This is a genomic window from Lewinella sp. LCG006 (genome assembly GCF_040784935.1).
Taxonomy (GTDB): Bacteria; Bacteroidota; Bacteroidia; order Chitinophagales; family Saprospiraceae; genus Lewinella.
Map to the genome: position 1 here is coordinate 4,449,698 of NZ_CP160680.1, position 20,699 is coordinate 4,470,396.

At 44.7% G+C, this 20,699-nt stretch carries 19 protein-coding genes and 1 pseudogene; 11 read left to right on the top strand and 9 right to left on the bottom strand.

The annotated features are described in order from the left end of the window. Nucleotides 1–69: 69 nt before the first annotated feature. Nucleotides 70–519: a GatB/YqeY domain-containing protein gene (locus AB0L18_RS16070; protein WP_367388324.1), complete on the bottom strand. Its 450-nt coding sequence runs from the start codon at nucleotides 517–519 to the stop codon at nucleotides 70–72. 158 nt (nucleotides 520–677) lie between these two features. On the opposite strand from AB0L18_RS16070, the gene pdxA reads away from it, so the two are divergent. Together pdxA and AB0L18_RS16080 are read left to right on the top strand one after the other, a co-directional pair. After that, nucleotides 678–1,760 carry a 4-hydroxythreonine-4-phosphate dehydrogenase PdxA gene (gene pdxA / locus AB0L18_RS16075; RefSeq protein ID WP_367388325.1) on the top strand — a complete coding sequence of 361 codons (1,083 nt, stop codon included), beginning with the start codon at nucleotides 678–680 and terminating at the stop codon, nucleotides 1,758–1,760. 146 nt (nucleotides 1,761–1,906) lie between these two features. After that, nucleotides 1,907–2,563: a lipoprotein signal peptidase gene (locus AB0L18_RS16080; protein WP_367388326.1), complete on the top strand. Its 657-nt coding sequence runs from the start codon at nucleotides 1,907–1,909 to the stop codon at nucleotides 2,561–2,563. Nucleotides 2,564–2,599: 36 nt separating this feature from the next. Here AB0L18_RS16080 and AB0L18_RS16085 read toward each other — a convergent pair whose 3' ends face one another. From AB0L18_RS16085 to AB0L18_RS16100, 4 genes are all read right to left on the bottom strand, one after another. After that, a complete protein-coding gene (locus AB0L18_RS16085) occupies nucleotides 2,600–2,923 on the bottom strand; it encodes an ArsR/SmtB family transcription factor (protein WP_367388327.1) in 324 nt (107 codons plus the stop codon). Between the two features lie 354 nt (nucleotides 2,924–3,277). After that, nucleotides 3,278–3,622, bottom strand: a complete 345-nt coding sequence (locus AB0L18_RS16090) for an ArsR/SmtB family transcription factor (protein ID WP_367388328.1) — start codon at nucleotides 3,620–3,622, stop codon at nucleotides 3,278–3,280. A gap of 170 nt (nucleotides 3,623–3,792) precedes the next feature. After that, nucleotides 3,793–4,596: a hypothetical protein gene (locus AB0L18_RS16095; RefSeq protein WP_367388329.1), complete on the bottom strand. Its 804-nt coding sequence runs from the start codon at nucleotides 4,594–4,596 to the stop codon at nucleotides 3,793–3,795. An 11-nt stretch (nucleotides 4,597–4,607) separates the two neighbouring features. Then, nucleotides 4,608–4,937 (bottom strand): MGMT family protein, encoded by a 330-nt coding sequence (locus AB0L18_RS16100; RefSeq protein ID WP_367388330.1) that lies wholly within the window; start codon nucleotides 4,935–4,937, stop codon nucleotides 4,608–4,610. Nucleotides 4,938–5,222: 285 nt separating this feature from the next. Here AB0L18_RS16100 and AB0L18_RS16105 point away from each other — a divergent pair, with 285 nt between their 5' ends. From AB0L18_RS16105 to AB0L18_RS16135, 7 genes are all read left to right on the top strand, one after another. Further along, nucleotides 5,223–5,873, top strand: a complete 651-nt coding sequence (locus tag AB0L18_RS16105) for an N-(5'-phosphoribosyl)anthranilate isomerase (protein ID WP_367388331.1) — start codon at nucleotides 5,223–5,225, stop codon at nucleotides 5,871–5,873. Further along, nucleotides 5,870–7,318, top strand: coding sequence for a TrkH family potassium uptake protein (locus AB0L18_RS16110; protein WP_367388332.1), 1,449 nt, complete (start codon nucleotides 5,870–5,872; stop codon nucleotides 7,316–7,318). Before AB0L18_RS16105 ends, AB0L18_RS16110 begins: the two co-directional genes overlap by 4 nt. Nucleotides 7,319–7,354: 36 nt before the next feature. Continuing rightward, nucleotides 7,355–8,467 carry an S-methyl-5-thioribose-1-phosphate isomerase gene (gene mtnA / locus AB0L18_RS16115; protein WP_367393158.1) on the top strand — a complete coding sequence of 371 codons (1,113 nt, stop codon included), beginning with the start codon at nucleotides 7,355–7,357 and terminating at the stop codon, nucleotides 8,465–8,467. A 581-nt stretch (nucleotides 8,468–9,048) separates the two neighbouring features. Beyond that, the gene (locus tag AB0L18_RS16120) at nucleotides 9,049–10,581 is read left to right on the top strand and encodes a hypothetical protein (protein ID WP_367388333.1); all 1,533 of its coding nucleotides are present in this window, start codon (nucleotides 9,049–9,051) and stop codon (nucleotides 10,579–10,581) included. A gap of 176 nt (nucleotides 10,582–10,757) precedes the next feature. After that, nucleotides 10,758–12,383 (top strand): DUF6377 domain-containing protein, encoded by a 1,626-nt coding sequence (locus tag AB0L18_RS16125; protein WP_367388334.1) that lies wholly within the window; start codon nucleotides 10,758–10,760, stop codon nucleotides 12,381–12,383. Nucleotides 12,384–12,627: 244 nt separating this feature from the next. Then, entirely contained in the window at nucleotides 12,628–13,998 is a 1,371-nt protein-coding gene (locus tag AB0L18_RS16130) for an alpha-amylase family glycosyl hydrolase (RefSeq protein ID WP_367388335.1), read from the top strand. A 30-nt stretch (nucleotides 13,999–14,028) separates the two neighbouring features. Then, complete coding sequence (locus AB0L18_RS16135; protein WP_367388336.1) at nucleotides 14,029–14,766, top strand: T9SS type A sorting domain-containing protein; 738 nt, start codon at nucleotides 14,029–14,031, stop codon at nucleotides 14,764–14,766. Between the two features lie 68 nt (nucleotides 14,767–14,834). Here the strand turns inward: AB0L18_RS16135 and AB0L18_RS16140 are convergent. Continuing rightward, nucleotides 14,835–15,152: pseudogene (locus tag AB0L18_RS16140) on the bottom strand (GNAT family N-acetyltransferase); the annotation flags it as partial. 60 nt (nucleotides 15,153–15,212) lie between these two features. Continuing rightward, on the bottom strand, nucleotides 15,213–17,606 hold the full coding sequence (locus tag AB0L18_RS16145; RefSeq protein WP_367388337.1) for a WD40 repeat domain-containing protein: 2,394 nt from the start codon (nucleotides 17,604–17,606) through the stop codon (nucleotides 15,213–15,215). Nucleotides 17,607–17,765: 159 nt separating this feature from the next. Between AB0L18_RS16145 and AB0L18_RS16150 the strand changes: the two genes are divergently transcribed. Both AB0L18_RS16150 and AB0L18_RS16155 read left to right on the top strand, forming a co-directional pair. Continuing rightward, entirely contained in the window at nucleotides 17,766–18,377 is a 612-nt protein-coding gene (locus tag AB0L18_RS16150) for a class II aldolase/adducin family protein (protein ID WP_367388338.1), read from the top strand. Nucleotides 18,378–18,655: 278 nt separating this feature from the next. Continuing rightward, the gene (locus AB0L18_RS16155; protein ID WP_367388339.1) at nucleotides 18,656–18,970 is read left to right on the top strand and encodes an ArsR/SmtB family transcription factor; all 315 of its coding nucleotides are present in this window, start codon (nucleotides 18,656–18,658) and stop codon (nucleotides 18,968–18,970) included. A gap of 10 nt (nucleotides 18,971–18,980) precedes the next feature. On the opposite strand, the gene rfaD is transcribed toward AB0L18_RS16155, so the two are convergent. After that, nucleotides 18,981–19,946: an ADP-glyceromanno-heptose 6-epimerase gene (rfaD, locus tag AB0L18_RS16160; protein ID WP_367388340.1), complete on the bottom strand. Its 966-nt coding sequence runs from the start codon at nucleotides 19,944–19,946 to the stop codon at nucleotides 18,981–18,983. Nucleotides 19,947–19,983: 37 nt separating this feature from the next. Then, a complete protein-coding gene (locus AB0L18_RS16165) occupies nucleotides 19,984–20,673 on the bottom strand; it encodes a hypothetical protein (RefSeq protein ID WP_367388341.1) in 690 nt (229 codons plus the stop codon). Nucleotides 20,674–20,699: the final 26 nt, after the last annotated feature.

A 20,699-nucleotide genomic window follows, 5' to 3' on the forward strand; every position in this document is an offset into this window, starting at 1 on the left:
TAAAGACAGAACGCATGTCTATCTTTAAACCCTTGGTCGTATTGCTTAAAGGCAGGTGCCAAGCAACGTTTATGCACTTAGCAGTGCCTTCACTTTAGCAGAGATGGCCTTGCCATCGGCTTTGCCCGCAAAGGCTTTATTAGCGGCTCCCATCACTTTCCCCATATCTTTCATGCTGGTAGCACCTGTTTCCTGGATAATTGCTTTGATGCGCGTCTCCAACTCCTCGTCGCTCATTTGCTCGGGGAGGTAACGTTGGATGACTTCAATTTCTTCGCGCTCTTTGATAGCCAAATCTTCCCGGTTTTGGTCTTCAAAAATCTTTAGGGAATCCTGGCGCTGTTTGATCAACTTTTGTAACATTTTGATTTCAGCAGCACTATCAATTTCCTGGCCGGTACCATCGGTCTTAGCCATGGTAATGGCTGCTTTGATAGCTCGTACTCCCCGCAGCGCGGCTTGGTCTTTGGCTTTCATGGCAGTTTTGAGATCCTGCATGATCGTTTGCTCTAAACTCATTGTTTTATGGTCAATTAAAAATCTGATATATTTAACGTCTGTAGTGTTGCAATGGTTCCAAAGGTAACACCAACTATTTTATTGGTTGTCCAACAAGCAGGTGGAATAGCTGAAAAGCAAGAAAATCTCCTATATTTACGCTTCCTAAATAAAGATTCATGCATAAGCCCAAAATAGGCATTAGTATTGGCGATATCAATGGCATTGGCCCCGAGGTAATTATAAAAACCTTGGCGGATGATCGTATCCTGAACCAGTGTACACCGGTAATTTATGGTTCGAGCAAAGTTATGTCATACCATAAAAATATTGTTAATCCTGATTTTCATTTTCATGCTTGCCGGGAAGTCGACCAGTCGGCCTCAGGCAAGGTGAATGTTTATAATTGTTGGCAGGAAACCGTCAATATTGAGCTTGGGCAGGCCAATACGGAGAGTGGCCAGTATGCTGCCATCGCTCTGGAGCGTGCAGTGACCGATTTGAAGGATAAAAAAATTGACGCACTGGTTACGGCACCCATCAACAAGCACGCAATGCAGTTGGGGGGAGGTTTTCCTTTTCCGGGGCACACCGAGTACATCACGGATCAGCTTGGCGCTAAAGAAAGCTTGATGTTTATGGTGAGTGGTGGTCTGCGGATTGGCCTGGCTACCAATCACGTGCCAGTATCTGAGATTGTTCACCTCTTGAACAAAGAGCTGATTATCCAGAAGTTGCGTTTGATGCATCACACCCTGAAGATGGATTTTGGCATAGAGCGGCCCGCCATTGCGGTATTGGGTTTGAACCCTCATGCTGGCGATAATGGACTGTTAGGAGATGCAGAAGAAAAAATCATCCGACCAGCAGTAGTAGAGTCAAAGAAGGGGGGGATCCTTGCGGTTGGGCCATTTTCAGCTGATGGCTTCTTTGGGGCTGGTCAGTACCAGAAATTTGATGGTATTTTGGCCATGTACCACGACCAGGGATTGATTCCATTCAAATTGTTGGCTTTCGGTAATGGAGTGAATTATACTGCGGGCCTTTCTGGCATCAGGACTTCCCCTGATCACGGTACAGCTTACGACTTGGCGGGTAAAAACGAGGCCGATCCTGCCAGTTTCCGTGAAGCGCTATTTCAGGCGATTGATATTTCGCGTCAGCGTAGTACCTACTTAGAGATGCACGAAAATCCGCTGAAAGTCAACGCTAAAAAAGCAGCGACGGAAGAGGACGAGGAAATTATTCCCGAAGAGGATTAATACTTAGAGACGGATCAAAAATAACTGATTCCATTTTTGATTCGCTAAAATTTTCTAAGCAAGCAACTAAAAGGAGCTTGCGTGAAAATATTCGCGAATCGTTGGAAAAAATGGAATCAGTTATTTCCGTCAAATTACTTAGAGATTTGAAGAATTCTAATTTGGTGATCGGGATCGTTTTACTGGTTTTGATCGTTGATCAAACGATCAAAGTGTGGGTGAAAACGCATATGCTTTACGGCGAAATGATTCCTATATTTGGTTGGGACCGAGCACTTATTCACTTCGTGGAAAACGAAGGAATGGCCTTTGGTCAGCGCTTCAACATTCCTCATGGAAAGCTTATTCTTAGCCTGTTTAGAATATTAGCAGCCACCTTTTTGGTATTCTTTATCCGGAGTTTACTAAGAAGCCCAGAGATTGCTAAAGGCTTGGTTATCAGCTTTGCGCTAATTTTGGCCGGAGCACTTGGGAATATAATTGACAGCACCTTCTATGGCTTGCTTTTTTCAGCTTCTTATTCGCATGGATTACCAGCAGAGTTTTTACCACCGGGTGGTGGCTACAGCTCTTTTCTGCACGGAAAAGTGGTAGATATGTTATATTTTCCACTTTTTGAAATACAATTACCTTCGTGGATTCCTCGTCTTGGAGGTAGGCCCATGCTGTTTTTTGGCCCAGTTTTTAATCTTGCTGATGTGGCCATTAGCTGGGGCGTAGTTCAAATACTCTTTTTTCATCGTAGCTTTTTCCAACAAGCATCGCCAGCAGAAGGACAATTGCAAAAAGAAGAGGAAGAATAAATTGGACTTTAACCATTTGGCTAAAGTCCAATTTTGCTAAGCATTAAACTCTTCGATAAAAGTCCTGACAGAATCAATCGTATCTCCTAATTTATCGTAGGCAATTTCGTAAACGACATATTTACCTCTTCGCTTGGTATCCACCAGATTAGCTAAGCGGAGAATGCGTAAGTGTTGGGAAGTAATCGACTGCTCTAATTGCAGGGTATTATAGATTTTATTGACATTTACGGAGCCGTGTTTGTCGATAAAAGACAAAATTTTCATGCGTAGTGGGTGGGCCAAAGCCCGGAGAATTTCGGATGACACTTCAAGCTTCTCATCGTCGATTAGTACGCGATTGTTCGATTTCTTTCTCATAGTAAACACAATTAGAAAGTTTGCTACAGGCAATAACCTGAGCTTCTTCCCTGGGTAAAGTGGGACGTAATTTGTTACTTAATCAGTTGTTTTGAATTGTGTCTAATACGTGGGTCAGAAAAAAAATACGACTGAGAAAAGAGAGGTTTAACTTTATCAAACCAGTGGATGATTGTTAAACGTGTTCAACAAAGATCGTATAAATTATCGTTTTTACAAAAAAACATTGTTTTGAGGAGGCCCAAATTGGAATTACTCCTTTTGTACACGGGCTAAAAAAAATCCCGGCCATTGAGCTTAGTCAAAAGTCGGGAGTTTTTTAATGTGAATTAGAACTCTTTCACAAAGGTAGCTTTAGCCAGCGGCTAATTCTTCAACCAATTTGCCAATCTGTGCTAGGCGATCCTGGTCCAAAGCATAATAAATATACTTTCCTTGTCGCTCGGTATCTACTACTCCGGCACGGCGCAAGATAGCGAGGTGCTGAGAAGCTACTGACTGCTCAAGGCGCAGGCTTACATAAATATCTGTAACGGCCATGCTTCCGTTCTCTTCAAGCAGGTCAATAATTTGTTGGCGTAACTTGTGGTTAACCGCCCGCAAAACAATCACTGCTTTACGTAACTCGGCATAATCCAACTGGATATTATCGTTTCCTTTGTTGGTTAAAGTTACCGATTCAATCTTCTGTTTTTCCATCGGTTGGATTTTTTTTCATTAGAAAAATGGCACATCCAACTTGACAGAACCAAATACCGTACCAATTTTCTCTCAAAGCTCTTTTAAATAAAAACAACTTCTTTGCAGTAGCAAGGAAGCAGAAACAAATATACAAAAATTTGCAAGCCTGTCTTTATAAATTTACACTTTCACAACTCTCGACTTTCCAGCGCCAAACTCAAACCACTAAGATACTGAGCTGTAGTCTTCTGTGGAACGAGGCCAAATTTCAAAGAAGCCTTGTCTAGCAGGTTCAAAGCAAAAAACGTATAGTTGAAGTTGTGGGTGATACCGTCAGTGAGTTGTTGGCGATCTTTTTTCATTAATACCAGCTCGGCAGTAGCTAAATTATTTTCGCCACCGGCATTGATGTAGCTATTTAATCGGTATTCGGTAGCCGCTAAAGCGTCCTTCAGGATCACCAATGCCCGTTGGGCATCATGTAAAATTTGCCTTTGTAAGAGAAGATCTCCTTTTACGCGTTCGATTTCTCTTTTTACTTCCAGATCGGTTTTATTGGGCGCATAGTAATTTTCATCGATTTCGTCGTGAAATTGCTTCAGACACACCAGATGCTGCTCGGCCAATGCTTTCATTGGGACGATAATGGCACTGAATTTATCCTGTAATAAACGGAAATATTTACGTTCACCAGCCAGGCTTGGCTGTTGATGCTTGTCTTCTATTTCGATCAATAGCTTTAGCCAATGTTGTTTCCCTGTGCCTCTTACCTGGTGATCCACAACCCTTAGACGAGAGAGTAACTGGCCAAAAGTAGTAGCTTCCTGCGTGAAAGCCTCACACCGAGCTAGCAATTCGTCCAATGCTGGAGTAAGGTCGCTTTCTTCCAGTGGAGGTAAATTAGAAAAATCCAAACCTTCCTTGGGCTTATCCACGCCTTGTTTTGCGGGTTGCTGTTCTTCACCAAAGGCTGATTCGTAAGGGTTGGACATGAATGACTGTTTTATGCGAGTAAACTATCTGGGGACCAGAAGTAGTGGTCAAAATTTACGACTTTATCATCAATGACGGTGATGCCTTCGGCTTCTAGCCGCTCTTGCATCAGGGTGGGCGTCGCAAAATGCCCCCGACCACTGAGTTCTCCTTTTCTGTTTACAACCCGATGAGCTGGGACGTCGCCGATATGCAGCCCCGCGTTCAAGGCCCATCCCACCATTCTAGCCGACCCCAACGAGAGAAAACTGGCAATGGCACCATAATTGGTGATCCGTCCTCGGGGAATCAGGCGCACCACATCGTAAACGTTTTCGTAGTATTTAGGAAGTTCTTTCATTGGTGCGATAGGCTACGGGCGTTTTATTATTATACCCGGCACTAAGTGGTTTGGGAATATTATCGCAACGTCATTTTTTGCTCTGCCAAGGCGAAAAACGTAGGCGAAGCCTAAGCTTCGGCGAGGCTTTTTAACGCAGTCAGAGCAAAAAAGGACAAGTGAGAATGTCCCAGACCACTTAGTAACGGGTATATTCTCAAAGATCATATTTTTTGCGCATACTTTCGACTGCTCATTATGTACCTTTGCGGCATTTATTGGACAGAAGCCCCAAATTGGACAATTATGTTATCTACTAAAGTCAAAGCAAGTGCCATTACCCACCTGACCGACGCCCGTTATTTTGCGGCCTGGGAAACAGAATGGCTAGGCTTTATGCTTTCTCCAGGATCGGAAACTTCTGTGGAACTACAGTTGGTGGCCGCACTAAGGGAGTGGGTTGATGGGGTGAAAATTTGTGGAGAGTTTGGCTTAGCTACCCTGCCGGAAATTGAAGCCGCTATTGATGTTTTGGGCTTGGAGACCATACAATTGGGGATGCTGACGCCATTGGCACATTTGCAAGCGCTAAAAGGAAAAGTAGAAATCATCCAGGAAATTGTTGTAGAGGCTTACCTGCCCGCGGAGGATTTGGCAGAGCTGCTGGAAGAACGCAAAGACTTTGTAGATTTTTTCTTGCTACAATTCAGTAAAGGTGGACTTACCTGGCCGGATATCCAACAGGGTACCCCTTTTGGCGTAGCGCAATTGGCACAATGGGCAACACAATATCCCTTATTGCTTGATTTGCCCTTGGCGGGAACGACTCCTACACAATTCATGGAAGAAATACCTGTCAAAGGATTTAGTGTAGAGGGTGCTGAAGAGGAAAAAGTAGGAGTGAAAAGTTTTGACGAATTGGATGAATTCTTCGAAGATTTAGAAGTACTGATATGATCAACTATCGCATTATTAGCCGTGTTTTAGGTGTCCTTCTACTCATCATTGGCTTATTGATGTGGACGGGTATTCCAATTTCCTGGTATTACGAAAGCAAGGATATGGAATCGCTCGTTTGGTCGGGGTTGATTTGCCTCCTCATTGGAGGGCTGCTGCGTTTACCGAGGTTGGGATCCGATCGGTCGGTCAAGAAAAGGGAAGGGTATTTGATTGTTGCCTTAGGTTGGTTGGTCATGGTGCTTTTCGGGATGCTGCCCTATTTGCTCAGTGGAGTTATCCCTAGCATCCCTGATGCCATTTTCGAAACCGCCTCAGGAATGACGACTACTGGGGCCTCCGTGCTCACCGATATTGAGGCCCAACCTCCGGGTATCCTTTATTGGCGAAGCCTCACTCAGTGGATCGGCGGCATGGGAATCATAGTACTTACCGTAGCAATATTTCCCTTACTGGGGATTGGTGGCGTAGAACTTTTTGTAGCCGAAGCCCCCGGGCCTACCAGTGATAAACTGCATCCACGGATCAGTGAAACTGCTAAACGGCTCTGGCTGATTTATGTTGGCCTAACTTTTGTTCTTGCCGTACTCCTTTTTCTAGAAGGGATGTCGATTTACGAGGCTGTTAATCACGCACTTACTACGATGGCTACGGGTGGTTTTTCTACGCGCAACAGCAGTATGGCTGCCTTCTCTCCCCTCATCCAGTATACGGTCTGTTTCTTCATGTTTCTGGCGGGGACGAACTACACGATTATTTACTTTGGCTTGAAGGGCAAGCTGCGCAGAGTTTGGTCGAGCGACGAATTCAAGGCTTACACCTTTATCATCCTGTTTTTTAGCCTTTGCGTAACGATAGCCGTGCATTCAGTGGTCGATGTGAGTTGGGAGCAAGCTTTCCGAGACAGCAGTTTTCAAATTGTTTCCTTGATTACGACTACGGGTTTCGTTTCGGCAGACTACACTAGCTGGTCGGTAGGCCTGACACTCTTTTTCTTTATCCTACTTTTTGTGGGAGCCTGTGCGGGGTCTACCAGTGGAGGAATCAAGATTATTCGGAATTTGGTCTTCTTTAAGAATTCCATCCTGGAATTTAAGCGTATTCTTCATCCCAGGGCTGTAGTGCCTCTACGCCTGAATGGCGAAATTGTAAAGGGGAGGATCATCACCCATATCATTATTTTTCTGCTGCTTTATCTTTCCTTGTTTATGATCGGATCGCTTTTGTTGGCAGCGATGGGCTTAGATTTCATGACCGCCATTGGAGCCGTTGCTACTTGTCTGGGTAATGTAGGCCCGGGTATTGGAAAAGTAGGCCCGGTCGATAACTTTGCCTGGCTATCCAGTGAGATAAAATTGGTGCTTAGTTTTCTGATGTTATTAGGGCGTTTGGAGTTATTTACGATACTGGTATTGTTTACGCCTTATTTCTGGAAAGCTAATTAAAGTGAGCTTGCCTTACATAAATCAGCAAATACGATGATGCCTGACCTAAAAACCATCTGGCTCGATCCTCAAGATTCCTCTACTGTTTGGATTATTGACCAAAGGGCCTTGCCCCATGACTTGGTACATGAACCGCTGAAGACGACTGCGCAGGCGGCTGCGGCAATCAAAGAAATGCACGTGCGCGGAGCCCCGCTGATCGGCGCTACGGCGGCCTGGGGCTTGTACCTGGCGATGCTGGAATACCAGGGCGCCGTTGATTTTGACAACTATCTGGATCAGGTCATTGACCAATTGCAAAACACCCGCCCCACAGCGGTCGATCTGTTCAATGCTTTGGAAGCTTCTAAGTTGCGTATCCGCGCAGCTGCTCCTCATGATCGCGTAAGCGTTGCAAGGCAAGCTGCCGAGGATTTTGCTATCGCAAGCGCAGCCCAGTGCCGGGCCATCGGAGAGCATGGTCTGGAAATTTTGCAAGATATTGCCGCCACCAAGCCCGGTGAAACCATCAATATCCTCACCCATTGCAATGCTGGAAAGCTAGCTTGTATTGACTATGGCACTGCCACGGCACCCATTTATTTGGCTCACGAAAAAGGCCTGCCGGTACACGTTTGGGTAGATGAAACTCGCCCCCGCAACCAAGGCGCTCGCCTGACGGCGTATGAATTGGCCGCAGCTGGCATCCCTCACACCGTGATAGTCGACAACCTGGGAGGGCACCTCATGCAGCACGGCATGGTCGATGTGGTTTTCGTTGGCACCGACCGTACGACCCGCGAGGGCGATGTGGCCAATAAAATAGGCACTTACCTCAAAGCGCTGGCCGCCCACGACAATGGCGTCCCCTTCTACGTCGGTCTCCCCACCAGCACCATCGACTGGACCATCCGCGACGGCCTCCGTGAAATCCCCATAGAGGAACGCGGCGGCGACGAAGTCACCCACATTCAGGGCAAGCTCAATGATAAAAGCCAATGGGTACAACTTACCCCGGATGCCAGCCCTGGCCTCAATTACGGCTTCGATGTAACGCCCGCTCGGCTGGTGACTGGCCTGATTACTGAAAGAGGGATTTGTGCGGCGAGTGAAGAGGGGTTGTTGGGTTTGTTTCCGGAAGGGGGGAGCGCATTACAACATAAAGATTAGTTAACCAGTTAATTGGTTTTTATGTTTGGGGTCGTAGCAGCGCTGAGCGTGCTACCCGGTGATCCATTCTTAGTACCTGCTTCGCGTCACTACCACTGCGCCCGATTTTTAATCGGGATTCTTGCACCCTTCGGGCATCGGGCTGCGGGCGCTGGCCTGCGCTAATGACAAAAAAGTAGTAAACTAAGAAAGACCTCATTAAAAAGAATAACCGAAATTTCACAGAAAATGCCAGTTAATAAACTCCCAACAGTACCCTTTTTGATACTATCATTAAGCATAATCCTGTGTACATCTGCACAATCACAACACTATTATTCTTTCTATAGCCCATTTGATAGTACGGGGGGGGTTAAGGAAAAGGTAGTTGTTCCTTTTGGATATACGAATTACCAAGTCTTTAGATGCTCAGACTTGCTCCCCTACTTTTCCTACCCCACCAAGGAATATTTCCCCCTACAAAAACGTTACCTCAGCGTTTGTATACCCGTCACAAGGCAATACGGAAGATTCGTAACGGGAATAACTACTACCAATCCAGATAAGGCCCAAAATAAACCTACTTTAAACTTCGAACAGCAATGCGAACAAACTCTTGTTTTTTCTATCTGATTATCAGTTTTTTATTTGTTTCTGCCTCTGCTTTTGCTCAAGGAGGCAACTTTGACGAAACGTGGAAGGAATTCTTGGACAATGACAAGATTTCCAATATGAGTGAATTGATTAAGCCTAATATGGCCTATGAAAAGCCGAAATATGCTAAATACCTGTTGATGAATACCAACTCTTGCCTGTGTCAAAGTCAGGTAGAGGATGCCGAAAGGTTGATGACGGAAGTCCAAGGGCTAGATCCTGCTGTGCTAAGGTCGATCCCCGGGTATGTATTGAAAATGGATGAATTGGACGCAAAAATCAAAGCATACTATAGCGTTGACGAAATTTGGAAAGCGTTTTTACGCACCAAAGAAGTCAACTTACAAGAGCTGGATGCCATCAAGGAAACAAAAACCATCTGCGAAAAAAAGACGCTGGCGAAGTATTCCTACATGACCGCCTACGCACAGTTTTGCCGTGGCGATGTTGCAGGTTCCAAGGATATTTTCGAAAATCGTACGCTCCGATTAACAGAAAAAACCACCTTGCGGGTAGAAGACGTCTATGGTTTGGCAGAGGAAGTGGCAAGGATGAAAGCGTTTTATCAAGACGTGTCTAAATTGGATGTTGCCTGGAAAACTTATATGGACACCGGTGTTTCTCCCGGGTTTGATACGGAATTGGCACTATTTCCCTGTAATCCTACCCCTAACATGAAGGCATTTGTCTTGAGAGGAGCCCTGGATATTTGTAACGCAGCTCCGTTGATGCTCGATAAAGTCAGTCAATTGCAAGCCGAAACGGGCGTTGCACCCAATGGGGAATTGCGGGGTAAGATCAAAGAACTGGAAGGAGCCATCGCACAAAAAGAAGGTGATGTTGCTGCCTTGAACATAGCCTGGGAAGCCTTCATTCCCGATAATAAGGTCAAACACATGGGTCAGTATGGTTATGAATATTGTGAAAAAGAACCACTGATTCGGGCTTACATCATGGATGGTTTCGCCTACCTCTGTGAACTGGGAGAGGAAATGCTCCAAAAAATTGATGACCTCCAACGAGCCGATCGTACACCACTGGCAGAAATTACGATGATTAAAATCAATGAACTTGCGGCCTTGAGCGATGAATACCAAGCCAATGGTGGTAAAATTGATATGATCTGGCGCAGGTTTGTTGCCCAGGGAGATATCCTTAAAGAAAATTATCAATCGGCCGACTTTTACTGTGATAACATCCATCAGGTAAAAGACTGGACGATGAAAGGGCTTACCGGCACTTGTGAAGAAGCAACCCAGTACCTCGATCAAATTGAATCGTTTCAACGTACCTTCGAGTTCAATTTCTTGCCTGATCTGGAGTGTCGGGTTCAGCGATTGCGTATTAAGGTGTGGACATGCCGCCACGACGCCTTGCTGAAGCTCGCTAAAATAGAGGCACCAGATGCTTATGAAGCCAGACTAGAGGCATTGATGCAGGAATACGGCGTCGGAGCACGACCAGAGGATTGCTCTTTGTAGGCTATGCTTTGGATAAGTTTCAGTAAAAATTGCCAAGGCTAAGCCACTGGGCTTAGGTCTGAAAAGGGAAAGCGAGATCGATTGATCTTTCTTTCCCTTTTTTATATAAAACAGGCTACTTTGCCAGAAAATACAATCAATCTATTATTAGAGTTGTTCTGCTGGGACAATAATTCATGAAAGGAAGAATGATAAAAAAGCCACTACTTTTTCTTGTTTGTTTCCTGACCGTAGTGATTTGTTCTGGAAATCGGGATACTCTAATCAATGTCCTGGAGCAAAATATCCAACGACGTCCATTAGCCTTGAAGGCAAAATACCAAAGGATAAATACTTTACGGAAGCATCTCGCTCGTGCTGAAACCCAGAAAGATTCTTTTCAGTTGCTCTTAAATCTTACTCATGAATACCGATCCTTTAATTATGATACTGCCTCCATTGAAATCCAAAGATTAAAAAAAGTGGCGGCTACACCGGTAGAGAATAATCAAGCGGAGATTCAAGAAGCTTTTATTCTGTTATCCTCTGGCTTGTTTCGAGAGTCTATCGATAAACTAAAAGGGTTGACGATGGAGGAGATGCCTGATACTGTACGGTGCAGGTATTATTTTAATTTGGCAAGGAGTTATTTTGACTTGACGGATGCTTACACAAATTATCTGAACACAGAGGAGCCATTCAATGCTGGCATGGCATTTCTTGATTCGGCCATCTACTACACTGAAAACAATACGGTGGAGCAACTTTCTTTCCTTGGGTTGAAGGCACTAAAGCGTAAAGAATTAGAGAAAAGCAAAAAGATTTACCAACAGCTTATCCAGCATCCAGAAATTACAACCCGGCAATTGGCAATTGAATATTCCGCCCTGAGCTCATTGTATCAAGGTGCAGATCAAGATACTGTTTTGCATTTTATGATCAAGGCTGCTATTGCCGATGAGCAGGCTCTGGTAAAAGAAAGCACCGCCCTGACCTTCTTGGCGAATTATTTTTCCGAGGCTAAAAATTTTGAACGTGCTAGCCGCTATATCAATCTCGCTTTGTCGGATGCTAATTTTTTTGGTGCGCAACATCGCAAAATGCAAATTCTGAATATCCTCCCCTTGATTGAAAAACAGCGTTTGGAATTGGAACAATCAAAATATCAGCAATTTGTCTTTTTCTCCGCAACATTAGCGATGCTACTTTTCCTTTCGGTTTTGCTTTTCTTTAGGACGCTATTTCAGAAAAAACACATCAAAAGCCAACACCAGCAAATAATAGAACGCGAGGCGGCCATACAAAAAGCTTATCAAGCTCTAGCTACTTATGCCCAAAAACTGAGCGAATCTAATCAGCTGAAAGAAAAATACATTGGTCACTTTTTTCAAGCCAATACCAATTTAGTCAATAAGGTAAAATCGCTTTTCAGCAAATCATCAAAAGAAATGGCGGAGGGGAAATTCAAAGAGGCGATTTTCACTATCAAGCAATTCAATGCAGATCATGAAGAGAAAAAGTTGCTCCAGGATTTTGATTCGACTTTCCTGACGGTCTTTCCCACTTTTATTGAACAGATGAATCAGTTTTTTCCTCCAGCGGAACAATTTGAAATACCAGCACAGAAAGTACTTTCGATTGAGCTAAGGATTTTTGCGCTTATTCGACTGGGGGTCTCCAATAATGACATCATTGCCAAAGTCCACAACTACTCTGTCAATACCATTTATACTTATAAAACCAAGGTCCGCAACCGGTCATTTCTTTCTAGTGATGATTTTGATAAAGCAGTACTTGAAGTCAAATCTATTTGGAATAACTAGCTCTCGCCGAAGCTTGTTAAGATTTTGATGCTTAATTTTTCTTTTTACTTTCTATACTTGAAAAGAATTAAAAATTTGATTATCAATTGTTTGTGTGTAAATTGTGGGTGTTTTTTCTATACACTTGAAAACAGTTCTCCATTTGGCTTTCTCCTATGCTAACTTTGTAGACAAGCTGGCGTTTGAACGTCAAAGGCGTTCACCTGCCTGAGTATTTCGCTATTCTTCACTCCAACCAAATACGATGTATAAAGACCGTACCTTTTTTATTATCGCACTACTTTGCTTCATGGCCTTTTCCTGTAGTAAGGACAAGCCAGCCGTGATCATTACCCCCGAGCCTACGGATGAATACAGCCAATATGGTACTCCTTTTGGAGAAGTCCCTGCTACGGAGGACGTAATCATGTACGAGGTAAACCTAAGAGCTTTCAGCCCAACGGGAGACTTGGCCGGCGTTGTAAATAGGTTAGATAATTTGAAAAATTTGGGGGTGAATGTTATTTGGCTCATGCCCATTCATCCTATCGGTCAGGTCAATTCTGTCAATTCCCCTTATTCAGTCAAGGATTACAAAGCTATAAGTTCAGAGTACGGTACACTAAGTGACCTGCGGATGCTGACCGATGAGGCGCACGCCAGAGGGATGGCTGTGATCATGGATTGGGTAGCCAACCATACTGCTTGGGACAATAGCTGGATCAGTAATAAAAGCTGGTATACACAAAACACTTCAGGTGAAATTGTGATCCCTGCAGGTACCAACTGGCAGGATGTAGCGGATTTGAATTTTGAGAATTCCTCCATGAGAGAAGCAATGATTGATGTGATGAAGTACTGGGTTTTAGAAGCAAATATTGACGGTTATCGGTGTGATTATGCCGATGGGGTGCCTTTTGACTTTTGGAAAACTGCCATTGATTCACTGAAAAGTATCCCTAATAGAGACTATGTATTGCTTGCCGAAGGCGGCAGGTTAGATCATTGGGAAGCAGGTTTTGATCTCATATATGCCTGGGATTTTTATGGCGCACTAAAATCAGTCTATGAAGGGCAACCAGCATTCAGGATATTCAATGTTCATCAAATAGAGTATGGCGGCATCCCCAGTGGAAAACACAAACTTCGTTACTCCACCAATCATGATGAGTCGGCTTGGGATCAAACACCGATGATCCTTTTTAATGGTAAAGAGGGTGCAACAGCTGCCTCTGTTGTGACCATTTTTATGGGAGGAGTGCCAATGATTTATACGGGCCAAGAAGTTGGCAGAACCAGCAATGTGCCCTTTTTCTCGAATTCTGCGATCAACTGGAATGACAATCCTGATATGCTGAATGCTTATGAAGAACTGCTGAATTTCTACAATGGCTCATCCGTCTCAAAAACTGGCTCTATCACCAATTACTCGAATACCGATATTGTTTGCTTCAAGAAAAAATTGAACGAAGAGGAATTGTTGGTGATCGTGAATATGAGGGAAGAACAGCTTGATTTTCCGATTCCTACCAATTTGCAAAATACCTCCTGGACAGATGCTTTGACGGGAGAGGTGATCGCTATCTCGAATAACCTATCCCTCAGTGGATACGAGTATTACGTTCTTAAAAAATAAGCGTCTTTTTAACCATCTAAACTGTTTATTATGAACAAAAAAAATTTACACGTACCTTTTCTTTTTGCCTTATTTCTTGTGCTTGTAGCAAGTATTCCTTCTACTGCGCAGGTTGCTTGGGGGTGTAATGATCCCGACGGAGGGATTCAGATTTGGTTTGATTACAATCAAAATTGTCAAAGTTCACCAGGAAGCTTGGCTGGTCTGAATGAAATTGGCTTTCACAGCGGAGCCAATGGTTGGGCTAGTGTTATTGAGTGGAATCATGCCAATGCTACCAATGGTATGAATATGGGCAATGATACTTTTGCGGTATTCTTACCCGATCCCAATACCTATTACGGTATCACCGTAACCGCGATCAATTTTGTTTTCAACCAAGGACCTGTTAATGCAGGGGAGCCATGGGGTGCAGAAGGAAAGGAAGATGATGGAAATGGCGGTTGCGCCGACTTCTACATTGATTTGTTGAATATCGCAGAAACCTGCGCAACCACTAGTGGCGTAGAAGACTTTCTATTGGACAAGCACCTGACGATTTCTCCTAATCCATTTTCAGATTTTACCACGATCAGTTTTGATAATGAAGATCAGGACATCTATAACATTCAGGTTAGAAACTCGATGGGGCAAATCGTGAAAGAAGTAACCCAATTTACTGGGAATGAAATAAAGTTTGACCGGCAGCAGCATCCTTCCGGGATTTATTTCCTCACCCTCATCAACGAGAAAGGGCAGTTTTATTCGAGCCAGCTGATCATTCGATAAACGTGACCAAATTAAGAATGACGGTTAAAACAATGCTGCCAGTTTTGTTTTATCCGTCATTCTTTCCACTATTCATTCGTCCATTCATGAAAATTGCTGCTCTCATGCTGTTGAAAGCCTGCTCTGGGGTAGAGCTGGTTGCCAATGGTATTGCTTTTCTCCGTTTCCAACATTACGCCGCAGGTATGGGTGTCTCGACAGAGGGTTTTCGCTCGTTCCAGAAGCTGAAGAGATAAGCCTCTCCCTCGCTGGGTAGGGTGTACAAAAAGATCATTGAGGAGCCAAAGGCGCCGCATCCGCGTTGAAGAAAACAAGGGATAAAGCTGCGTGAATCCTAACAATTGACCTTCTTCTTCCACCACATAAATAACAGCATCTTCCTGCTGAAGTCGATCTGCTAAAAACTATCACCTTTAGGTAATCCCAAAAGGCAAACTTCAGTCTAGCTATTCTCCCGCTGCCTCCGCAAAGGATTTCGCCATTTTTTCGTCGGCAGCTTTGGCCGTTGCGTCAACCTGGGCTTGCGCCCGCGTTTCATAATAATTAGCGATGGCGGTCAGTATGCCTGCATCAGCACCCGACTTGAGTTTTGCAACGGTTGCTGCGTCTTTCAAGAAGATGCTTTCCAACTTAAAGCGTAGTACGTCTTCTCCCGAAAAGAGATTGCTGTACTGATCGGTCGCAATACTTTTGCGAAGTTCAGAAGGGGGGAGAATCACCTTGCCGGGAGCACCCGGAAGATAGAAGCCATTCCCTTCGGTAGACCATACCAGCATTTTCTGTGAACCATCCGTAATAGGCATTAAGGCAATCAACTGTTGCTTACCAGCATCCCAAATTCCCATATTTCCATCGGCTCCCTGAGAGATGAGGTACTGCTGGTCAGGCGACCACTCCAAACTGATAATTTGGGCATCGTGTCCTTGCAAAAGACCATTTGATTTGCCAGAAAGACTGATGTAGGCTCCATTGACTTTGGCTTTGATACCATTGGAATTGGTTACTTCTAGCCCAGAGGTGTTGTAGGCGACCTCCAGACCGTTTTCGGGGGTCCATTGCATGAGGGCACCGTCTCTACTTTGTACTTGTAGTTGCTGGTCGCCTATCCACTTCAAGGAGCCAGGTAGAGTCGGTTCGCCACTGGTGAACAACAATTGGTTGTTATTAGCATCCCACAGGTAAAGAAATTCTTCTGAACTTTGGGCAGCAAGGTACCTTTGGTTGGGAGACCATCGCACAGTCAAAAGATAAGAACCAATATTGTCGGTAGCACCAAGTTCATCTCCAGTAGTAGTATCCCAAAAACGTAAGAGACCATCGTCTCCCGCTGAAGCTAGGATTTTGCTATCGGGTGAAAAATCAACGTCACGCACCCAATCAGAGTGTCCGCTGAGAAAATGTTGCATTTCGCCCGTACGTGCATCCCAGATGCCTACCATCTGATCATCAGATGCTGTAGCCAGTAAATTACCATCTGCAGACCAGGCGATGTTGCGAATCCAATCGCTGTGCTCACTGATGACGTAGGCGGTTTTACCCTCGATCATATCCACTACGTTCAGACTATAATTCGCATCAATCACCCCTAGGTAATCACCGTTGGGCGAAGGGAATAGCTGGAAAGAAGCAGGCAACAGTTCAGCAAGGAGGGCCTCCAGCGGGTTGCTACTGCTTTCGCTGGTCTGGCTGGTGCCACCATCGGCCAACAAACGAGCAATAGGCGCAGAAGTGCCGATCTCATAAATAGCCAACTCATAAGATCCTATGGCGATAAAGCGATCCCCTTTGGGAGCAAATTCCACATCCATCCAGGAGGTTTCTGGTTCAACAGAGTTGAAAAACATTTGATCGCCGCTGCGTACGGTATGCAGGATGATAGTACCACTGTTGTCTGCCGAAGCTAGCATTTTTCCATTAGGCGACCAATCGACACCCATCACCCAGTTTTCGTGACCTTTAAAGTTTCGGTCAGGAATACTGCTGGTCGCAGGGTCGTACAGGTAAATGTTTAAATCATCTGAACAACTTGCAAGTGCATTGCCTGAAGGCGCAAATGCTACATCACGGCAGTAATCTTCATGGGAACGGTGGGTGGTGATCAGGTTACCTTCCGTCACTGACCATACGGTAACCGTGGTATCATCGCTAGCAGCAGCCACCATTTTACCGTCAGCGGACCAAGATATATTCCTGATCCAATCCGTATGAGAAGTGAAACTTCTTTCTTGGGCAGAGGTACTTACATTGTAAACAAAGAGGATATTTTCATCACCGCCAGCAGCGAGTTTGGTGCCGTCGGGTGACCAGGCAACCGCCCGGATGTAATCACCATGTTCCCATTGTTTGGTGACCTGTTTAGTGCTGAGGTTAAAAATACCTAAACTACCTTCCGTCGTACCGAAGGCCAGGTTTTTGCTGTCAGGTGACCAGCTGATGGCCAGTACGCCACCACCAATGACGAGGGGGAATTCCTCGAATTTTTCTGGTGAACTGACTTCGTACAATCTAATGGTACCGCCTGCCATCGCCGCAGCTATTTGATTGCCGTTGGGCGACCACTCCGCGTCGTTGAAGGTGTTTTCGGTGTACTCACCTTCGTAAAGGTCATAATCCGAAGTAGAATAATAAGTTTCGTAAAGCAGGCGCTGAAGGTCTGGGTTATCAGCACCAAGGAAATCATAGCCTAAAAGCGCTAATCCCAGCGCTTTAGAACGTCCGTCATTTTCTGCAGCTTTCTTTACTTGGGCTTTGAGTTGTTCTATTTGTAAAGCTAAAGGTTGTGTATAAGCCTGAACAAAAAAGAGGCTTAAACTAAGTACTAACAAGGTTTTTTTCAACATGGTGGTTTAATTGCTTGACAGATGAATAAGGAGTAGGTCCATTAATAGGGGTAAAGAGAGCTACTCCTGTATGTTAAGGGAAAATAAAATCTCTTCTGAAATGAAATTTTGTGGTCATTTATTTCAGGAGGGGTCTTAGATTTATCAAAAATAAGCATATTGGACGAAGGTTATATCAAATTCCAACCTGTTTGGAAAAAAACGGAAGCTTTTGCAGAAAGCAAGTTGCAGAACTTGTTGAAATATCGACAGCATTGTTACTTGCGGCGATGGATTGGAGCCTATCCTGATGGGATAGGTTTCGGAAATATTTCAGAACGCATTGGAACAGGAGAAACATTTTTCATCAGTGGATCTGCTACCGGCGGGATACCCGTTCTTGGCCCCGAGCAAATAGCTAAGGTGACTGCGGTAGTTGCTAAGGAGAACAAACTGTGGTGCAGTGGACCAGTAGTCGCCTCATCGGAAAGTATGAGCCATGCGGTGATCTACGAGAAATTGCCCTGGGTGAAGGGCGTTATTCATATTCATCATTTGGAGCTTTGGCAGCACCTTTTGCACAAAGTACCCACCACGCCTGCTGATGCACCTTATGGAACCCCTGAAATGGTGGATGGTATTGTTCACTTGCTCGAAACGACCGACTTACCCGAGCGAAAACTCTTTGTGATGGAAGGCCACGAAGAAGGAATTTTTGCGTTTGGGAAAAATCTGGAAGAGGCTTTTGGGGTACTGGAGGCGGTGGTTGATGCTCCTCATTTTCGGGTGTAAATGCGTGAATGTATTTATACGAATGGGGTTGATTGAGAGCGGTAGTCACCTCCTGTAGCGTGCAGTGTGCGTAGCGTGGGTTGATACCCCCCATTTACAGGTGTAAATGCGTGAATGTATTTATACGAATGGGGTTTGTGTGTGAGCGTGCAGTCACCACATTCAACACGGCACTTGGGTAGGCATCATTATACGTAATGATATATTTTTGTTTTTATTTTGATTATAAAAAACATTTAATTACTTTAGTGCCAGTCATTCAAATCAAAAGAACGCTCATGGCTCTCAAAAAAGACTACAAATTCGAACAAGAACTGACGGATGTCGCCAACTATCATTTCGCCCTAGGGCATCCAGCCCGTGTTTTGATTATACAATTATTGCTACAGCGGCCTACACTTTCTTTTAGTAGTTTGGCCAAAGTCATTCCTCTTAGTAAGCCCACGGTTTCGCAACACATTACTATTCTACGTAGATTTCATTTTATTGCGCCCGTCGAATTGCCTGATGGAACCTCTGGATACAGATTGAATTCAGAAGTGTTAAAATCGGTTCAATCTTTATACAATGAGTTGGGACTAAAGGCTGCTTAGCTACATCCACCTACCACACCTTATCCTCCTCCAGATACCCTTGCACATAATCCGCAATGCCCTCTTCCAGCGAATAGTACTCATTTGGATAACCCGCTTCGTGCAGTTTATTCATATCTGCCTCGGTAAAGTACTGGTAGGTGTCGCGAATATCTACTGGTGTGTCCACGAAAGAAATACTGGGCGTCAGTGCTTGTGCTTTGAAAGTGTTGGCTGCTAGATCATAAAAAGTACGTGCCTGACCAGTACCTATATTGTAAAGGCCATTGGGCGCGGTGTTTTGCCACAGCCAAATCATCATTTTTACCACGTCTTTTACGTAGATAAAATCCCGGCTCTGCTCGCCATCGTTGAAGTCAGGTCGGTGGCTACGAAACAACTTCATAGCACCTGTTTGTTGAATTTGCCGGAAGGTGTGAAAGATTACGCTGGCCATTCGTCCTTTATGGTATTCATTAGGACCATAGACATTGAAAAACTTGAGGCCGTACCAGCGTGGTGGTTGCTGATCTTGCTGTAAGGCCCACTTGTCAAAGTCATTTTTTGAGCGCCCATAGGGATTGAGCGGCGTCAGTTGATCAATGACTGAATGATGATCTTGGTAGCCATGCTCACCAGCACCGTAAGTAGCGGCACTACTGGCGTAAATCAGCGGAAGGTCATAACGTTGGCAACGCTCCCAAACTTGCTGGGTGTAATGCAGGTTGAGCCGGTCAAAAAGGGCTTCATCTTGCTCGGTAGTATCCGTCCGCGCACCAAGGTGAAAGATCACTTCTACATCTTGATGATTGGCGTCTAACCATGTAGGAAAAACATCACGGTCGACTTTGGCGATGTACTGCTTCCCCAACCAGTTACGCATTTTATCTTCTCTACTAAAATCATCACTAAGGATCAAATCTTCTCGGCCTTGTTCGTTGAGGGCTGCTACCAAACAACTGCTTATAAATCCTGCCGCTCCGGTTACTACGATCATTCGTTTTGCTTAATTTTTCGTAAAAGTAACAACTCTATTATTCAATCCGATCAAAAAAGAAGAAGGTATCACTGGCATAATCTTTGAAAGCCACGAGGCCTTCGGCCTTGGTGTAGTACAATTCCCGAGGAAGCCCGATGTTGTTCACTGATTCCAGATGATAGACTTGTGTGAGAGTACGGCCTTGCCAGGTCAATTCATCAAGCAATTCGGTAGTGCCTTCGGTAATGATCTCTCCCATAAAATTACGTGGTGCCAGGAGGATGGAATAGTCGCCTTCCCTTTGTAGTCTACTACTTGAACTATAGGCCGCGATGCTCAGCAAATCAGCAACTTGCTTTTCGGCAACATTCACCAGGTTGTATTGCATTTCTACGCAAAGCTGATAGCTGAAACTGCCCGTGGTTTCATCTTTTAATTCGTAACAAGTTTTTTCCGGCATCCACGAATAAGTGCTAAAAGTAGAATTATCAACCAGACAGGCAGCCGTGAATTGCTGTTCCAAATAACCATCAGAGAGTTGTATGATCTCCAACGAGCGTTCTCCCCCCAGGCTATCAACAAACACTGCCCGTTGATCAGCGGTAGTGTAGGGAATGGCCGCTTTCGAGGTGGGCAAGAGGGAGAAGGTCCCCAAGTCTTCTAGGGTATCACATGCATTTTTACCATCGTCGGTGCAAGTGGAAAATAAAAGGACAGGGAAAAGAAGGAACCAGCCGTTTTTCATAAGCTCAATGTTTTTGGACGAGTAAA